Genomic DNA, 16,971 nt, shown 5'->3' with positions numbered 1-16,971 from the left:
TCATCCCGCGGCCGTCTGCTGCCCCGGCCGGGGGTCCGGGGGCTCACCCCGGGGAATGCAGTACGTACTTCATTGTCCCGCACGCGCCAAGGTGCTTCGCCCCGGGGCCCTCCATACGTGCGCCGGGGCGTGCGCGGCGGGGTCCCAGACGGGAAGCGGAAGCCCGTACGGACCCCCGTACGGGGTCTTCCTCACAGGAATCGACGTTCCGCCCATCACCTCCCGTACCCTCGACCCCATGTCGCTCTACGCCGCGTACGCCGGCAACCTCGACGCGCGGCTGATGACCCGCCGCGCTCCGCATTCCCCGCTGCGCGGCACCGGCTGGCTCAACGGCTGGCGGCTGACCTTCGGCGGGGAGCAGATGGGCTGGGAAGGCGCGCTCGCCACGGTGGTGGAGGCGCCCCGTTCGCAGGTCTTCGTGGCGCTGTACGACCTGGCGCCGATGGACGAGGACTCCATGGACCGCTGGGAGGGTGTCGGCCTCGACATCTACCGGCGGATGCGGGTGCGTGTGCACACCCTGGACGGCGAGGAGCCGGCCTGGATGTATGTGCTGAACGGATACGAGGGCGGGCTGCCGTCCGCCCGCTATCTGGGCGAGATCGCGGACGCGGCGGAGTCCTCGGGCGCACCGCACGACTATGTGATGGAACTGCGCAAGCGCCCCTGCTGACCCGTCGGACCTGCACTTTTGTGTGAACGTACGAGTAAGCGTGTGCAGACTCCGCACATGGGCATCTACGCGCGTAGGGAATCACCGGCTACCCTCATCCGCGTGAACGCATCTGTTATTCCGGACAACATCCAGGGCGACCCGCACGCCGCCGCCGCCGACGCCGCAGCCCGCCTGCGCGAGCTGACGGGCACCGAGACCCACGACGTCGCGCTCGTGATGGGTTCCGGCTGGGCTCCCGCGGGCGACGCGCTCGGCGCTCCGGAGGCCGAGTTCCCGGTGACCGACCTGCCCGGTTTCCCGGCGCCCGCCGTGCAGGGGCACGGCGGCACGATCCGCTCGTACCGGATCGGCGAGAAGCGCGCCCTGGTCTTCCTCGGCCGCACGCACTTCTACGAGGGCCGCGGAGTCGCCGCCGTCGCGCACGGGGTCCGTACCGCCGTCGCCGCGGGCTGCAAGACCGTCATCCTGACGAACGGCTGCGGCGGTCTGCGCGAGGGCATGCGCCCCGGGCAGCCGGTCCTGATCAGCGACCACATCAACCTGACCGCGGCCTCCCCGATCGTCGGCGCCAACTTCGTCGACCTGACCGACCTGTACTCGCCGCGGCTGCGCGCGCTGTGCAAGGAGGTCGACGAGACCCTCGAAGAGGGCGTGTACGTGCAGTTCCCCGGTCCGCACTACGAGACCCCGGCCGAGATCAACATGGTCCGTGTCATGGGTGGCGACCTGGTCGGCATGTCCACCGTGCTGGAGGCGATCGCCGCACGGGAGGCGGGGGCCGAGGTGCTGGGCATCTCACTGGTCACGAACCTGGCGGCGGGGCTGAGCGGGGAGCCGCTCAACCACGAAGAGGTGCTGCAGGCGGGGCGGGACTCCGCCACCCGGATGGGCACGCTGCTGGCGCGGGTGCTCGAACGGATCTGAGCCGGACGAAATCCACGCCGCACCCGGCAGAATCAAGCCCCTCCGGCGATCGAGGAGCGGGGGGCCGGGGCAGCGACGCCGTAACCCACTTCACCGCAGAAAGGCGGACACCGTGCAGCAGGACCTCATCGCGCAGGCCAGGACGTGGCTCGCGGAGGACCCCGACCCCGAGACGCGCGACGAGCTCGCCGCGCTGATCGACGCCGAGGACCTCGACGAGCTCGCCGCGCGGTTCGCCGGCACGCTGCAGTTCGGCACGGCCGGGCTCCGCGGTGAGCTGGGGGCCGGGCCGATGCGGATGAACCGCGCGGTCGTCATCCGCGCCGCGGCCGGACTGGCCGCCTACCTCAAGGCGAAGGGGGAGACCGGCGGGCTCGTCGTCATCGGTTACGACGCCCGCTACAAGTCCGCCGACTTCGCCCGCGACACCGCGGCCGTGATGACCGGAGCGGGCCTGCGCGCGGCGGTGCTCCCCCGCCCGCTGCCCACCCCCGTGCTGGCGTACGCCGTCCGGCACCTGGGCGCCGTCGCGGGCGTCGAGGTGACCGCCAGCCACAATCCGCCGCGCGACAACGGCTACAAGGTCTACCTCGGCGACGGCTCGCAGATCGTCCCCCCGGTGGACGGCGAGATCGCCGCGGCGATCGCCGCGGTCGGCCCGCTCGACGGCGTACCGCGCCCCGACAACGGCTGGGAGACCCTCGGCGACGAGGTCCTGGCGGCCTACCTGGCCCGTACGGACACGGTGCTCGCCGCCGGATCGCCGCGTACCGCCCGGGTCGTGTACACCGCGATGCACGGCGTCGGCACCTCGGTGCTGACCGCCGCCTTCGCCCGGGCCGGATTCCCGGCGCCCGTTCTCGTCGCCGAGCAGGCGGAGCCCGACCCGGCGTTCCCCACCGTCGCCTTCCCGAACCCCGAAGAGCCCGGCGCGATGGATCTCGCCTTCGCCACCGCACGCCGTACCGGCCCCGACCTCGTCATCGCCAACGACCCGGACGCCGACCGCTGCGCCGTCGCCGTCCCTGACCCCGCCGCCGACGGCGGCTGGCGGATGCTGCGCGGCGACGAGGTCGGAGCGCTGCTCGCCGCCCATCTGGTGAACCGCGGCGTGAGCGGCGTCCTCGCCGAGTCGATCGTGTCGTCCTCGCTGCTCGGCCGGATCGCCGGTAAGGCGGGCCTCGGCTACGAGGAGACGCTCACCGGCTTCAAGTGGATCGCCCGCGTGGACGGCCTGCGGTACGGATACGAGGAGGCGCTCGGCTACTGCGTCGACCCGGAGGGCGTACGCGACAAGGACGGCATCACAGCCGCGCTGCTCGTCGCCGAACTCGCCTCCGTGCTCAAGGAGCAGGGGCGTACCCTCCTCGACCTCCTCGACGACCTCGCGGTCGACCACGGACTGCACGCCACCGACCAGCTGTCGGTCCGGGTGGAGGACCTGTCGGTCATCGCGGACGCCATGCGACGACTGCGCGAACGGCCGCCGACCGCGCTCGCCGGCCTCCCCGTCACCTCCGCCGAGGACCTGTCGCAGGGCACGGACCGACTGCCCCCCACCGACGGCCTGCGCTACCACCTGCAAGGCGCCCGGGTCGTCGTCCGCCCGAGCGGCACCGAACCGAAGCTGAAGTGCTACTTGGAGGTCGTGGTACCGGTCACCTCGGCGAACGAGCTGCCCGCGGCCCGCGCGAAGGGCGCGGAACTGCTCGCCGGGATCAAGCGGGACCTGTCGGCGGCGGCCGGGATCTGAGCGCTCGCGCGCCCGGGTGTCATCCGAAGCGGCCGTTCACGTAGTCGGCCGTGCGGTCGTCCTGTGGTGCGTTGAACATGTCGTCGGTCGGGCCGTGTTCGACGATGACGCCCGGTGTGCCCTGCTCGGCGAGGAAGAACGCGCAGTGGTCGGAGACCCGTGCCGCCTGCTGCATGTTGTGGGTGACGATCACGATGGTGACCTCCTCCTTGAGGTCGGCGATGGTCTCCTCGATGCGGCGGGTGGAGGTCGGGTCGAGCGCCGAGCAGGGTTCGTCCATCAGGAGCACGCGGGGGCGTACCGCCAGCGATCTGGCGATGCACAGGCGTTGCTGCTGGCCGCCGGAGAGTGCGCCGCCGGGCTGGCGGAGCCGGTCCTTGACCTCGCGCCACAGACCGGCCTTGGTCAGGCACTCCTCGACGAGGTCGTCCCTGCCGCCCCTGGCGGCCTTGATGCCGTTCAGCTTCAGGCCCGCGAGGACGTTGTCGTACAGGGACATGGCGGGAAACGGGTTGGGCTTCTGGAAGACCATGCCGATCTCGCGGCGGGCGCGGGTGATGCGGCGGCCGCGGTCGTAGATGTCGTCGCCGTCGAGCAGTACCCGGCCCGCCAGGGATGCGGAACCGATCAGTTCGTGCATCCGGTTGAGGATGCGCAGGAAGGTCGATTTGCCGCAGCCGGACGGGCCGATGAGGGCGGTGACCTCCAGGGCGGGCATGTGCAGCGAGACCCGGTCCAGGACCTTGTGGTCGCCGAACCAGGCGGAGACCGCTTCGGCTTCGAGGGTGGCGGGGGAAGCGGTGACGGTGCGCGGGCGGTTCGGCGCGGTGGTGGGCAGCGGGATGGTCTCGGTCATGGTGTCGGTCAACTCCTGGTTTTTCAGAGCAGGTTGGGGAGGAGGCGGGTGGCCGCCGAGGCGACCGAGAGGCCCAGTGCGGCCAGGACGGGGCCTGCGGTGATCCAGGTCTGCCAGCTCCCCCACACCCGGTGCAGCCAGACCGCGAGGAGTGCGGCGGCGAGCAGGGCCTGCGACCAGAGGAAGACCGTGAGCCAGGTGCCGCTGCCCTGCCCCTCCCCGCCGAGGGCCTCCTCCGCCGGGCCTATCCAGCCGGGGCGGACGTGGCGGGGCGGGCTGGGCTGGACGGGGGTGGTGAGTTCCGCATCGACGTACAGCACCGCCGCGGGGGTGTACGGGCTGCCGGACGCGGTGATCAGGGTGAGCCTGCCCCGGGCCCCGGCGGGTGCGGGGACCTCGTCGCCGGGGCGGCGGACGCCAAGGACCTCGTACACCGCCTTGCCCTGACCGGTCCTCACCTCGATCCTCGCCCCGGTGGGAAGTCGGGACAGGCCGTTGAACGGGCTGCCGTACGCCCATTGGCGCCCCATGATCACGCTGGTGCCGGCCTGTCCGGGCAGCGGGGTGTCGCGGCGGTGGCCGGGCCCGGACATCAAGGCGCCGGACGTGGTGCCCTCGCCGACGACCTCGCGCAGACCGAGGACGGGGATACGCAGGAGAGCGACGGGCGCGCCCATGGAGACGGGTTTGTTGTCGAAGGTGCGCTGGCCCACCGGGGCGGTGCCGAGGGCGAGTTGCCTGCGCAGCTCGTCGTAGGCGGTCTGCTGGTCGCGGGCGTGCTGGAGGTGTCCGACGACCGTGAGGCCGGCGGCGAAGCCGAGAAGCACGGCCGCGAGGACGCACAGCGCCGCTCCGGCCAGGGCGAGACCGGGGCGGGCGGCGGGGGGCCCGGATGTCGCGGCGGGGCCCGGTGCGGGCGGGGCGGGGGTCACCGCCGGGGGCGGAGTCAGCACGGTTGTCACGTCGGATGCACTCCTCGTCGTACGGGATGTCGGGACGGGGCGGGGGCCGTGGCCCCCGCCCCCGTACGTCAGAACCGGAGCAGGCCCCTGCGCCGGGCGTGCATCACGAACGCGGTGCCGAGGCCGCACAGGGAGAGCGCCGCCAGGCCGAGCGCGAGGGCGCTGGTGCCGGTCGAGGCGAGCGGGCCCGTGGCGGAGCCGCCGCTGTCGCCCGATCCGTCGCCGCCGGTGGACGAGTCGTCGGTGCCGCCGTTGTCCGTCCCTTCCGTCGTGCCGCCGTCGTCGGCGCCCGCCGAGTCGCTCGGGTCGGGGCCGGGTGCGTCACCGATGGCGAAGAGGAACTCGACGCTGTGGCCGTCGGCCCTGTCCTCGGCCAGGGTGAGGGTGTACGAGCCGTCCTCGATGTCCTCGGGAACGGTGAACGCGTAGGCCTTCACGGTCCCTTCGGCGTCCGCCGTGGCATCCGGGTAGGTGGCCCCGCTGTCGGCGAGGGCGACCTTCACCTTGGCGTCCTTGGTGTAGCCGCGCGCGGTGATGAGGACCTTCTGCCCTGCGGTCAGCGTCGGGTTGATCTCCAGGGGCGTGCCGTCCTCGTCGGTGGCGTCGAGGTCGGCGGGCGCGGTGGGCGTGGAGCTGTCGCTCGGGGTCGGCGGGGGCGTGGAAGCGGCTGCGGTGACCGTGTGGGCAACCGCGGTGGAGACGGACTCCAGGTACGCGGACGCGTCCGTCGGCACGAACTTCGCGGTGAGCGTGTGCACGCCCTCGGCCAGCGCCGTCGTCTTCAACTCGGCTGCCCCGGAGGTGACATCGGCCTTGGCCAGCTCGGTGGCCCCGTCCAGGAAGGCGACCTGTCCGGCGGCGCCCGCGGGCGTGACGGCGGCCGTCAGCTTCACCTCGGTACCGGCGGGGGTTGTGGTGGCGGGCGTGGCGGTGAGGGCCGTGGTGGTGGGCGCGGCGGCCTTGAGCGCCCAGGAGTCACCGGTGACCTGGATCTGCGCCGGGAAGTACTTGCTCCCCACGTTCGCCGCCGTGCGGCAGTAGAGCCGGATCTCGTAGGTGCCGTCGAGCGACCCGGTGAGGATCTTGAGCCGCAGCTGGGCCTCCAGCGACGTGCCGGTGGCGATGTCGGTACTGAACGGCCCCTGGTCGAAGGGCGCGCCGACTGCCGTCTTGCCCAGGGGCAGGTTGCCCGTCGGCTCGGACCGGTCCCAGCGCAGGTTCAGCGAAACCTGCGCCGCGTTCGCTGTGGGGCAGGCACCGTCCGCCGTCACCCCGGGAAAGGTGGGGCTGTCGGCGATCTTGCCCGAGGTGACGGGCAGCGTCAGCTTGCCGAGGACGTCGACGGGATCGGCATGGGCCCGGGGCCCCGTGCCGAACACGGCGGCGGCCGCGGCCACCAGCAGTGAGCAGCAGACCAGCAGGGCCGCGGCGGTTCTGGGTGGTGCGAGGTGTCTCATGGTGGTGAATCCCCCCAATGGGATGTGGTGGCCGGACGGTGGGTACCCGGCGTGATGTTCCGTGGATACGCCGGGGGCCGGGCACCCAGTGGGTGCCCGGCCGTCGCGCGGTTACTGGGTGATGTTCAGCTCTCGCCCTTGAGGCCGGTGCTGCCGCAGGCGGCGATGGCGCCGAAGCCGTAGGTGTTGATCACGCCGGTCTGCGCGCAGACCTTGGACGCGGAACCGACGAAGGCGGCGGCGAGCGTCGGGTCGGTCAGCTTGGCGGTCGGGACGACGTTGTAGACGTCACGGTTGAAGGGGAAGTCCACGTTGAGCGTGCCGTCGGCCAGCTGGGGCTCGGCCCCGTCGACCGAACCGAGCACGGCGTCACCGCGCCGGTCGATGACGTCGACGATCTCGTTGCCCTGGGCGATGTACTGCGCGACGGAGTAGGGGGCGATGTCGCCCGCGCTGTCCAGCGCCTCACCGTTGTGCTCCTGGACGGTGTCGTCGACGCAGGTGCCGAAGGTGTCCTCGGTCAGGCCCAGCTGGCCCAGGAAGAAGGACCGGGTGCCGGAGCCGGACTGCGGCAGCAGCGGGGTGAGCGCCACGCCGTTGAGGGAGGTCGTCTCGCAGGTGTAGACGGAGACGAGCTGCGCCTTCGTCAGCGCCTTGGGCAGCGCGCTGTCGCCGCGTACGGCGAAGGTCACCGCGTCCTTGCCGAACGGGATCCAGGTCAGGTCGTTGGTCGAGCTGTCCGCGACACCGCGCGAGGAACGCGCGAAGTCCAGACATCCGGTGTTGTTGTCGACGGCGTTGCGCAGCGCGTTGATGCCGGCCGAGGAGCCGTTGGGCCGGGCGATCTCGCAGCCGGTGGCACGCGTCTTGATCGGCGACGTGCCGGTGGCGTTGTACGAGGCGATGAGGGTGCCGCTGTCGATGGCGGCGCCGAGGCCGTTCACGACGTCCTGGGTGGTGTCGGAGCCGACACCGGCGAGCACCCGGTAGTCGCCGGGGGGCGTGTCCGCCGAAGCGGGGATCGCCATGGCGCCGAGAGCGAGGGCTGCGGTGCCGATGACGGCACCGATGCGTGCGCGGGACTTGACGTTCACTTCTGTTCTCCTCCGTGCATACGGGTACGAGGATCGGAAGGAATGGACGCTCAAGCAGAATTCTGAATTCTTTTTCAACCGGCCCGTCGACCGGCCACCGATAACTTTTCCGCATCCGGTCTTCGGCGGCCACCAACGGCGACGGTTGTTCAGGTTACGAAATGCTTTACGAGGTGACACCTGGGGAACTCACCCGGCCCGGACGGATTTCCGCACCGAAATGCGTAGCAGAATGGGGCCGGAAAGGCCCGCGATTCCGCCCGCGAGCAGCACGCCGATCAGCACCCAGCGGACGATTCCGAGGACGGTGGAGGGGGTCAGCCCGCCGGATTCGGCGACGTTCTGCCGCTTCGGGCCGGCCGGGTCCGCCGAGGGCGCGGCCCCGTCCGCCGCGTCGGGGTCCGCGACATCGGCGGCGGATACGCCCGCGGCCGCACCGGCGCCCCCGGTCCCGCCGCTGCCCGCTCCCGCCGGTCCGCCGCCCGAAGCGCCGGCGGAGCCGCCGGGCCCGCCCGGGCCCGCTCCCCCGTCGGAGGACTTCGGGTTCTGCAGCCGGTCCGCGGCGGCGCGCGCCTCGTCCCGGAGCGCCGCGGGCAGCGGCGCGTATCCCGGCGGGAGCTGCCCGGGCGAGACGCCGGGGCTCTGGCCCGCCCCCGCCGCGTACCGGATCAGCGAGGCGTAGTCCTTGCGCTCGGCAGCCCCGGTGCTCGTGTAGCCGCCCGCGTAGACGACCGAGGCGAGCGGGTACGCCTGCCCCTTCGCACCGCCCGGGTTCGGCGCGAGCACGCCCGGTACGGCCGAGTCCTTCATCGCTGCGACGCCCGCGAGGAGCGAGGCGGAGGTGGGCTGGACGAAGGCCCCGTCGGCATTGCGCAGGGACGCGGTCTGGAGGCCATAGCGGGCCGCGGACGCGGCGTCGGTGATCGCCAGGACCATGCGCTCGCCGGAGAGCGGCGGTGTGTTGACCAGCTTGGCGGGTGCGCCGTTGCCGCCCGCGGACGGGGTGGTCGTGGCGCCGTTGTTGCCCCGGCGGGTGCGCAGGGCACCCTCGTGCATGTCCTGGACGTACGGGGCCACCTCGATCGTGCCGTACTCCAGACTCTCCTCACCGACGGTCACGGCCGTGCGCGTCGGGTCCGCCTTGGGGAAGTCGGACCGGGTCGTGTCCTGGTCCAGGCGGAGTTCCTTGAAGTACGGGTTGATCCTGGTGCCCCAGGGGTCGGGGCCACCGGCCAGGAATTCCCGCGCCTCGGTGTCCGATCGGAGCCACTTCCACAGCATTTCGGTGGTGTCGGAATTCGCCAGCTGCACCATGAGGCTCATCGGCGGCTGGTTGAAGCTCTGCCAGTCCTTGAAAGCCGGATTGAGCCGTTTGAATTCTTCGTCGTGGAACAGGCTGAGCGGATTGTCTTTGATGTGTTCGAGGACGGTCCGGCCTCTGCGTGTCACATCCCTCTGGTACGAGGAGGTGAGGAGTTTGGCGAGGAGTCTGGGGGTGAGTTTCATCGAGGTGAGCTGTCCGGAGCCCGGGATTTCGACGAAGAAGCCGACCGCCAGGCCGCTGACCGCGACCGGCGCGTGCACGACGGTTCCGATGGCCCCGTACTCCTGTGGCTGCAGCGGGTCGACGGTGAAGGCCAGCCCGGGCGCCCCGGAGGTGGGCCGGCTGACCGTCCGCCGTGCGTTCTCCTCGCTGTTCTGACTGAACGCGAACTTCACGCCGCCCGCGCCCGAGCAGATCGTCGGCTGCCAGGAGCTGATCGCGTCGGTGACCAGTTCCGAGCCGATCACCCGGCGCTCCACCCGGTCGGCGGGGCAGGTGTTGCCCACCGGCTGGAAGTCCAGCGGCACCACCAGGCGCTGGGCCCAGTTGGAGGCGGTGAGGGGCGAGGAGTCCAGCCGTCGGCCGGTTCCGGTCGAGCCGTCGACGTCGTGCTCGCCGCGCGGTACGACGACCAGCCAGCAGGAACGTCCCTCGACCGCGCCGGACCTGTTCACCGGGTCGCCGCAGCCGAGCTGCGAGGCCTCCTGCACGGTCTGCATCTGGAAGGTGAACTCCCCCGTGCCGTCCTCGTGCGTGAGCGCGTACGGCTCCTCGTTGGTGTCCAGCGTGCTGAAGTAGGTCCAGTCACGCGATCCGGTGGTCTCGGGCTCGCCGCCGGCGGGCCGGAACGGCACATAGGACTCGCCGCTCGGCCCGTTGCCGACGTACTCCTTCTCGGCAGGGTCGGGCACACCGTCGATCTGGCGCAGCCCGGTCCAGTTGCCTCCCTGTGCCTGCGCGGTTGCGCCGCTGCCGAACTGGCACTGCTCGCGCGAGGGCCCCGCGGAGCCGTCGCCCCAGCACTGCATGATCTGGAGGTAGTTGTGGTGGAAGCCGGTCTCCGTCGGACTGCCGCCGGTCCAGGTGATCCGTACGCCCTGGGCCCGCAGCTGCTGGGTCTGGTGGACGGTGACCTTGAGCTTCGAGAAGTCGTCGTACGTGCCCTTGCGGCCGGTCACGGTGACCGCTGAGCCCGTCGCCGCCTGGGCGAGGGGGGCGGTGGCGGGCAGGGGCAGCAGGGCGACCACCAGGGCGGCCAGCAGCGCACCGATGCCGGTGACGACGCGTCGGTTCCTCATCGCAGCGACCCTCCCTTGCGGCGGCCGCGCGCGGCGAGGGCCCGCGCGGCGAGCGGCGGTCCGACGACCACGCCGAGCAGCAGCACGGCGGACAGGGCCATGAGCACGCCCCGCAGGCCCAGTGAGTCACCGGCGGCGAGCGTGACCGGGTTGCCGACGACCGAGGAGTCACCGGCCCCGCCGGAGTCGTCGCTGATCAGCTCGCCGGTGTCGGGATCGATGACGCCGCCGGCCGAACTGCCCGCCGTACCGCCCGAGGTCCCGTCCGTACCGGACGTTCCGCCGCCGGACGATCCCGCGGTCGTGGTGCCACCGGAGGCGCCGCCCGAGCCGCTTCCCGTACCACCGCTGCTCCCCGAACCGCCCCCGGAGGCGCCTGGGTTGACCCGGGTCTGCTCCCTGGCTCCCGCCGTGCCGTCCGCGCACTGCTGAGGGCCCCGCTTGTCGCAGGCCTTCGGGTACGGGGCCCTCTTGGCGAGGGTGTTGGAGCCGTCCGGGGAGAAGGTGGGGTTGCGGCACTTCTTGATGTCGATGCCGCCGGTGGGTGCGCCCGGGATCCGGCGCACCTGGGCAAATCCCGCCTCGACGAGGTTCTTGGGCAGCGGCGAGTAGCCGAGTTCCTCGGCCTGCTGCTGTCCGTCGCAGAGGAAGTAGTTGGCGAAGGTGGCGAGCGTTCTGCCCTTGGCCTGGGTGAACGGCTGCTCGGTCGTCGTGGGCACGACCATGTAGCTGTAGGAGGAGAGCGGGTAGGTGCGGCGGTCGGCGGAGCGGTAGACGCCGTCGAGGATCTGCGTGAGGTAGTTCTCGGAGTTCTCGTCCTCGTTGATCCGGGCCTTCATCAGGGCCACGGCGACGCTGGAGGCGGTCGGCTCCACGTAGTAGCCGGACGCGTTGAGCATCTTCGCCACCGGGAAGCCCGTGTTCATCGCGTACGAGTACTCGACGTAGGTGATCGCCCCCTCGGCGTGCCCCTGCTTGGTGTAGCCGGAGACGCCCAGCGAGCCGGACTTGGCGATGTGCGAGGAGCCGGGCACGACGGGGAAGTACGAGGTCATGCCGCAGGGGGTGGACCGCCCGGCCCGCCTGCAGTAGTCGTCCCACAGACCGCCGTGCTCCCTGGCCATCCAGGTGGTCAGCTGGGCCGTCGTGCCGGAGCCGTCGGAGCGTACGACGGGGATGACGCGGCGGGCGGGCAGATTGAGCCCGGGGTTGTCCGAGCGGATCTCCGCCGCGTTCCACATGGTGATCCTCCCGGTGAAGATCTTGGTGAGAACCTCGCCGGAGAGCCGCAGGTTGGTGACCTTCTTGCCGCCGATCCTGAGGTTGTACATGAAGGCCGTACCACCGGCGACGATCGGCATGTACGCATAGCCCCGCTTGGGCGGCGCGTCCCGCATCCCGCCCTCGGTCAGCCCGTACGGGATCTCGGAGACGGCGAAGTCCGCCGTGCCGTTCTTGAACTGCTCGCGGCCGACCGAGGAGCCGACGGCCTGGTAGTTGACGGTCATCCCGCTGTTGGAGGAGACGTTGCGGCGCCACTGGTCGAGCGCGTTGGAGCTCCACGTCGAGCCCGCACCGCTGATCTTGGTGTACGAGGCGGCTTCGGCGGTCGGCGGCTGAAGGGCGAGCAGCGCGCACACCAGTGCCGCCACCGCCATGGTCAGTCGGGAGACGGTTGCGGGTCTCACTGCTCACTCCTCGTTTCCATGGGTGTCTCTGACTTGGCCCGCGCGGCAAGACGTTCGGCGAACCGTTCGGCGTCGCGGCGTGATGCCAGCACCCGCCGGTGTTCCTGACGCTTCGTCAACCGCCCCGCGCCGCGCCCGCCGATGACCCGGGCGACGATGAACAGCAGCAGGACGAGCACCATCAAGGCGGCCGCCGTTCCGAAACCGCGGGCGATCATCGTGGGCTCGGGCGACTTGACGAACTCGAAGGTGGCCAGCGGCAGCGAGACCTGCGGCCCGGACAGCGGATCACTGTTGAGCTCGGCGGTGAATCCGGCGGTCAGCAGCACGGGCGAGGTCTCGCCGACGCCGCGCGCGGTGCCGAGGATGACGGAGGTGGTCAGCCCGGACCGGGCGGTGGGCAGCACCACGTGCCAGACGGTGCGCCAGCGCGATGTGCCGAGGGCGTACGAGGCCTCCCGCAGCGTCCCCGGCACCAGCCGGATCACCACGTCGGCCGCCCTGATGATGATCGGCAGCATCATCACCGCGAGGGCGAGGGAGGCGGCGAGCCCGGACCGTTCGAAGCCGAGGGCCAGGATCACCGTCGCGTAGATGAACAGGCCCGCGACGATCGACGGCAGCGCGGTCATCGCCTCGACAACGGTCCGTACGAAGCGGGCGAAGCCGCCCGGCACCTCGTTCAGGAAGACGGCGCAGACCATGCCGGACGGCACGGTCAGGGCGAGCGCGATGGCGATCTGCTCCAGCGTGCCGACGATCGCGTGCAGGATGCCACCGGCCGAGAGCGGGTCCAGCGGCCCGGCCTGCGCCATGTCCTGGGTGAAGAAGTTCAGGTGCGGCAGCGCCTTGCGGCCCTCCCACAGGGTGAAGACGACGACGAAGGCCAGCGCGACGACCATGACCAGGCCGAGGCTCTGCACGACGACGGCGGCCAGCCGGTCCCTTACCGCGGGGCCGTTCTCGTCGAACGAGACCAGCAGCCCGTACAGGGCGAGGAACAGCCCGTACGCGACGGCCAGGAAGCCGATGGTCCCGCTGAACGGCAGCAGCCGGGCGAACAGCAGCCAGGTGATCGAGAGCGCGGCGGCCACGGCGCCCAGCAGCGCGTACACATCGGTGGCACGCAGCAGCACGAGGGACCGCCGCCGCTCCCCCACGGACGGCGCCGCCTCGATGACGGCGGGTCTCTCGGGTGCGATGGTCATCTGCTTGTGTTCCCCTCATTCACTATTCACTCGCCGCGCCGGACCGGCTGCGGGCGACGATCGACGACGCGGCGAAGTTGACGACGAGCGTCATCAGGAAGAGCGCGAGGCCCGCGGCCATCAGGGCCGACATGCCGAACTCGCTGGCCTCGCCGTAGCGCAGGGCGATCAGCGCGGCGACCGAACTGGCCCCGCTCTGCAGGACGTGCCACTGGATCTCGAAGACCGGCGAGATGATCAGGTAGACCCCGATGGTCTCGCCGAGCGCCCGGCCGAGTCCGAGCATGGTGCCGCCGATCATGCCGCCCTTGCCGAACGGCAGGACGACGCTGCGGATCATGCCCCAGCGGGTGGCGCCCAGCGCGTACGCGCCCTCGCGTTCACCGACCGGCGCCTGCGAGAACACCTCGCGCATCACCGAGCAGGCGATCGGCGCGACCATCAGCGCCACGACGACGCCCGCGACCAGCGTGGAGGACGTGTAGACGCTCTCCGGCGCGAGCGGGTCGGACGGATCGGCGCCGTCGACACGGAAGAGCGGGATCCAGCCCAGATAGGTCGCGATCCAGCGGGCGGTGGGGAGGATCTTCCCTTCGAAGAAGAACAGCCCCCACAGCCCGTAGACGACGGACGGCACGGCGGCCATCAGGTCGACGACACTGATCAGTGTGCGGCGCAGCCGGGGCGGCGCGTACTCGGAGATGTACAGCGCCCCGCCGATCGCCAGCGGTACGGCGACGGCGACGGCCACCAGCGCGATGAGCACCGTCCCCACGAGCACGGCGGCGATCCCGAAACGGCCTGCGTCCGGCTCCCATGCCTCGGTCGTCAGGAACGACCAGCCGGCCCGGGACAGCGCCTGCCAGGCCCGGTAGAGCAGAAACCCGCCGACCAGCAGCATGACCGCGAGCACCAGCCCGCCGCCGCTGCGGGCCACCCCCCGAAAGACGCGGTCGGGCAGCCCCGGGTCCGCGTACAGCCTCCGGGGCAGGTCCGGTACCCCGGTCGCCTCGGTCCCACTCGTATCTCTCGTCACGCGGTCGACGCTGGCGGTGCGTCATGGACATGCGCGCTCCGCGATGTGAATGAGGTGTGCCCTATGGGCAACTTCCGCTGACGCCCCCCATCTCGCCGAGCAGCGCCCGGAACCGTTCGTAGGCGGCCCGGCAGGTCGAGTGCCGTTCGTACGCCCGCGCCGATACGGCGGTGGCCCGCCCGTCCCGGTCCCGGAGCAACCACATCCAGCCGTTGCCCTCCGGCGTGTGCTGCACCCCGCCCGCCAGACCCTGCTGCCCGGCGCACAGTTCCTCGAACGCGGCACGGCAGTCGCCGTGTTCACGGTACGAGAGCGCGGAGACCGCGACCACGCGGCCGTTCTGCGCGATCAGCCGCCAGCCGTATCCGCCGTCCGTGTCGATGTCGATCCGGCAGCGCGCGCCGCTCGTGTCCGCTCTGCCGGAACCGCCGGCATCCGTCATCTCGCCCAACCCCCCGCCGCCCGTATCGGAAGTCGGGGCAGCAAGCGCAATCTATGGAGACGGACGTGACCGGTGGGACCCGAAACCGGCGACATGGTCGGCTTTCACGCGGAAGTTGCCCGTAGGGCGCCCGGCATACACAAAGGCGTACCGGCCGGGCGCGGTTGCTGCCGCTCCACGCGCGAGGCTCTCCGGAGACAGACCCTAGGAGCGTGGAGGCACCGGCGCCAGACGCAGTTGCTGCGGCGCGGACTTCAGGTACGCCGAGAGGTCCGGCAGGGGCGCCGTGTCCCCCGTGGTGAACCACAGCACGACGTCCTCACCCGTCCGCACGGGCAGGGCGGGGAACGTGTTCTCCGCGTGCTCGGTGCGGTGCACCGCCAACGGCGGTGTTCTGTCGGCGAGTTCCGGGCGCAGATGCTGCTCGAAGTGGCCGGCGAAGGCGTCGGCGTCCACGGGATGGCAGATGGTCGCGACGACCGGCCCGGCGCCGTCCGGGGCGCTGAAGCCCGGTCCGCGCAGCAGGAGTACGTCGTCCGAGTCCAGCATGGTCGCGTTGGCCGCCTCGCGGTGCCCCTGCCAGACGGGGCCGTGGTAGAAGGCCCGCAGCGCTCGCGCCCGCCCGTCCATGTCCGGGAAGCTGCGCAGCCAGACGAAGCGGTCCGGGTCGTCCAGATCCCGGAACCGGCCGCCGACGGTGATGCCCACGGCCTCCTGCCCGGTCACGAACTCCCGCTCGAAGAGCTCGATCAGGGTGTCGCGGGCGCCCGGGCGGAGGGTGTACTGCCGGAGTTCGACGATGGTCACGAGGCGCCCTGCGACCGGTCCCGGCTGAGCTCCATGACCCTGTTGAGTTCCCAGCTCCGCCCGCCGTCCGCCGAGAAATCCCGCTCCCAGCGGGCCGAGTCGGCCGTCAGCGGCTGCCAGACGAAGTGGACCCGGACCGGGCGGCCCCGATAGGTGTCCTCGATGCTGCCGCTCCCGTCGAACAGGGGGCGGATGACGGCGTGGCCGGGAAACGCTTCCCAGCTGTCACTGCCGGCCAGAAGCTCGGTCAGCCTGCGGTTGGCCACGTTCCAGGAGCCGTGAAGGAATGCGAAGTCGTTCATGCCCCGGAGGCTAGAGCCGGTCCACTGCCACCTCCTGTCAGTGGATACTGGCGGCCATGCGCGCCGGCCGACTGATCTCGCTGCTCCTGCTCCTGCAGAGCCGGGGGCGGATGACGGCACATCAGCTCGCCGCCGAGCTGGAGGTCTCGGTCCGGACGGTCTACCGGGACGTCGAGGCGCTCGCCACGGCAGGCATTCCGCTGTACGGGGATGCCGGGCACGGCGGCGGCTACCAGCTGCTCGACGGGTACCGCACCCGGCTGACGGGGCTCACGGCCGATGAGGCGCAGGCCGCCTTCCTGGCCGGACTGCCCGGCCCGGCGGCCGAGTTGGGTCTCGGCGAGGTGCTGGCCGCCGCCCAGCTCAAACTGCGGGCCGCCCTTCCGGCGCAGCTGCGGGAGCAGGCCGGGCGGATCCAGGAGCGCTTCCACCTCGACGCACCCAGCTGGTACGGCGGAGTGGACGAGACACCGCATCTGGCGGCCGTCGCCGCCGCGGTCTGGGACCGGCACGCGGTGTGGGTCCGCTACCGCCGGTGGAAGGCGCCCACCGAGGTCGAACGGCGGCTGGAGCCATACGGGCTGGTACTCAAGGCCGGCCGCTGGTACCTGGTCGCCGCCGGGGGCGGTGGTGGCGCGCGTACGTACCGCGTCGACCAGATCCTCGAACTACGGTCCCTGGACGAGCGGTTCGAGTCACCCGCGGGCTTCGACCTGGCTGCCCACTGGCATGAGCGGCTCACCGACTTCCACGCCCGGCTGCACACGGCGCAGGCGGTGGTGCGGCTGTCGCCGCACGGTGTCGCCCGGGTCCGCGAACACCTGGGCCACGCGGCCGACCGTGCGGTCACGGACGGCGGGGCGGTGGAAGCGGACGGCTGGACCAGAGCGGCCGTGCCCATCGAGTCCCTCGACCACGCCCACGGCGAGTTCCTGGGCCTGGGCACCGACGTGGAGGTCCTCGAACCACCCGAGCTGCGAGCCCGCCTCGCGGCGACCGTCCGCGAACTCGCCGACCGGTACGGGGCTCAGCCCCTGCCCGGAGACCCGCGCGCCGCAGCGCCCGCCGCACCACCTCCCACTCCACCGGCCGACCGGTGATCCGGACAGGCTCCGGCCCACCGGCCTGCGCACCCGGGACC

15 protein-coding genes are annotated in these 16,971 nt (G+C 71.6%); 4 read left to right on the top strand and 11 right to left on the bottom strand.

What is annotated here, in order from left to right; translation table 11 throughout:
* Positions 1-238 precede the first annotated feature (238 nt).
* The 3 genes from OG507_RS25485 (at position 239) to OG507_RS25475 (ending at position 3,356) form a co-directional block, all read left to right on the top strand.
* Complete coding sequence (locus OG507_RS25485) at positions 239-676, top strand: gamma-glutamylcyclotransferase (RefSeq protein ID WP_093549148.1); 438 nt, start codon at positions 239-241, stop codon at positions 674-676.
* Positions 677-778: 102 nt separating this feature from the next.
* Positions 779-1,603, top strand: coding sequence for a purine-nucleoside phosphorylase (locus tag OG507_RS25480; protein ID WP_327369491.1), 825 nt, complete (start codon positions 779-781; stop codon positions 1,601-1,603).
* A 112-nt stretch (positions 1,604-1,715) separates the two neighbouring features.
* Positions 1,716-3,356 (top strand): phospho-sugar mutase, encoded by a 1,641-nt coding sequence (locus OG507_RS25475; RefSeq protein ID WP_327369490.1) that lies wholly within the window; start codon positions 1,716-1,718, stop codon positions 3,354-3,356.
* Positions 3,357-3,375: 19 nt separating this feature from the next.
* Here the strand turns inward: OG507_RS25475 and OG507_RS25470 are convergent, their stop codons facing one another.
* The 11 genes from OG507_RS25470 to OG507_RS25420 form a co-directional block, all read right to left on the bottom strand.
* Positions 3,376-4,212 carry a phosphate ABC transporter ATP-binding protein gene (locus tag OG507_RS25470; RefSeq protein WP_327369489.1) on the bottom strand — a complete coding sequence of 279 codons (837 nt, stop codon included), beginning with the start codon at positions 4,210-4,212 and terminating at the stop codon, positions 3,376-3,378.
* 23 nt (positions 4,213-4,235) lie between these two features.
* Positions 4,236-5,174: a sortase gene (locus OG507_RS25465; RefSeq protein ID WP_327369488.1), complete on the bottom strand. Its 939-nt coding sequence runs from the start codon at positions 5,172-5,174 to the stop codon at positions 4,236-4,238.
* 68 nt (positions 5,175-5,242) lie between these two features.
* Complete coding sequence (locus OG507_RS25460; RefSeq protein WP_327369487.1) at positions 5,243-6,631, bottom strand: Ig-like domain-containing protein; 1,389 nt, start codon at positions 6,629-6,631, stop codon at positions 5,243-5,245.
* A gap of 125 nt (positions 6,632-6,756) precedes the next feature.
* A complete protein-coding gene (locus tag OG507_RS25455) occupies positions 6,757-7,725 on the bottom strand; it encodes a hypothetical protein (RefSeq protein ID WP_327369486.1) in 969 nt (322 codons plus the stop codon).
* 189 nt (positions 7,726-7,914) lie between these two features.
* A complete protein-coding gene (locus OG507_RS25450; RefSeq protein WP_327369485.1) occupies positions 7,915-10,347 on the bottom strand; it encodes a hypothetical protein in 2,433 nt (810 codons plus the stop codon).
* A complete protein-coding gene (locus tag OG507_RS25445) occupies positions 10,344-12,035 on the bottom strand; it encodes a phosphate ABC transporter substrate-binding protein PstS (protein ID WP_327369484.1) in 1,692 nt (563 codons plus the stop codon). Before OG507_RS25445 ends, OG507_RS25450 begins: the two co-directional genes overlap by 4 nt.
* Positions 12,032-13,243 carry a phosphate ABC transporter permease PstA gene (gene pstA / locus OG507_RS25440; protein WP_327369483.1) on the bottom strand — a complete coding sequence of 404 codons (1,212 nt, stop codon included), beginning with the start codon at positions 13,241-13,243 and terminating at the stop codon, positions 12,032-12,034. Before pstA ends, OG507_RS25445 begins: the two co-directional genes overlap by 4 nt.
* Before the next feature lie 22 nt (positions 13,244-13,265).
* The gene (gene pstC, locus OG507_RS25435) at positions 13,266-14,279 is read right to left on the bottom strand and encodes a phosphate ABC transporter permease subunit PstC (RefSeq protein WP_327369482.1); all 1,014 of its coding nucleotides are present in this window, start codon (positions 14,277-14,279) and stop codon (positions 13,266-13,268) included.
* A 61-nt stretch (positions 14,280-14,340) separates the two neighbouring features.
* Positions 14,341-14,721: a hypothetical protein gene (locus tag OG507_RS25430; protein ID WP_327369481.1), complete on the bottom strand. Its 381-nt coding sequence runs from the start codon at positions 14,719-14,721 to the stop codon at positions 14,341-14,343.
* Positions 14,722-14,925: 204 nt separating this feature from the next.
* The gene (locus tag OG507_RS25425) at positions 14,926-15,528 is read right to left on the bottom strand and encodes an NIPSNAP family protein (RefSeq protein ID WP_327369480.1); all 603 of its coding nucleotides are present in this window, start codon (positions 15,526-15,528) and stop codon (positions 14,926-14,928) included.
* Positions 15,525-15,830 carry a hypothetical protein gene (locus OG507_RS25420; RefSeq protein ID WP_327369479.1) on the bottom strand — a complete coding sequence of 102 codons (306 nt, stop codon included), beginning with the start codon at positions 15,828-15,830 and terminating at the stop codon, positions 15,525-15,527. Before OG507_RS25420 ends, OG507_RS25425 begins: the two co-directional genes overlap by 4 nt.
* Before the next feature lie 56 nt (positions 15,831-15,886).
* Between OG507_RS25420 and OG507_RS25415 the strand changes: the two genes are divergently transcribed.
* A complete protein-coding gene (locus tag OG507_RS25415) occupies positions 15,887-16,930 on the top strand; it encodes a helix-turn-helix transcriptional regulator (protein ID WP_327369478.1) in 1,044 nt (347 codons plus the stop codon).
* Positions 16,931-16,971: the final 41 nt, after the last annotated feature.

The organism is Streptomyces sp. NBC_01217, assembly GCF_035994185.1.
In the GTDB taxonomy this organism is placed as follows: domain Bacteria; phylum Actinomycetota; class Actinomycetes; order Streptomycetales; family Streptomycetaceae; genus Streptomyces.
This window is presented reverse-complemented; position numbering and strand designations above follow the sequence as displayed.

Excerpts from the sequence above, each read along its gene's own strand:
- OG507_RS25485 (WP_093549148.1), top strand. The coding sequence starts at position 239 with ATGTCGCTCTACGCCGCGTACGCCGGCAACCTCGACGCGCGGCTGATG.
- OG507_RS25430 (WP_327369481.1), bottom strand. The coding sequence starts at position 14,721 with ATGACGGATGCCGGCGGTTCCGGCAGAGCGGACACGAGCGGCGCGCGC.
- OG507_RS25415 (WP_327369478.1), top strand. The coding sequence starts at position 15,887 with ATGCGCGCCGGCCGACTGATCTCGCTGCTCCTGCTCCTGCAGAGCCGG.
- pstA (WP_327369483.1), bottom strand. The coding sequence starts at position 13,243 with ATGACCATCGCACCCGAGAGACCCGCCGTCATCGAGGCGGCGCCGTCC.
- OG507_RS25450 (WP_327369485.1), bottom strand. The coding sequence starts at position 10,347 with ATGAGGAACCGACGCGTCGTCACCGGCATCGGTGCGCTGCTGGCCGCC.
- OG507_RS25460 (WP_327369487.1), bottom strand. The coding sequence starts at position 6,631 with ATGAGACACCTCGCACCACCCAGAACCGCCGCGGCCCTGCTGGTCTGC.
- OG507_RS25420 (WP_327369479.1), bottom strand. The coding sequence starts at position 15,830 with ATGAACGACTTCGCATTCCTTCACGGCTCCTGGAACGTGGCCAACCGC.
- OG507_RS25470 (WP_327369489.1), bottom strand. The coding sequence starts at position 4,212 with ATGACCGAGACCATCCCGCTGCCCACCACCGCGCCGAACCGCCCGCGC.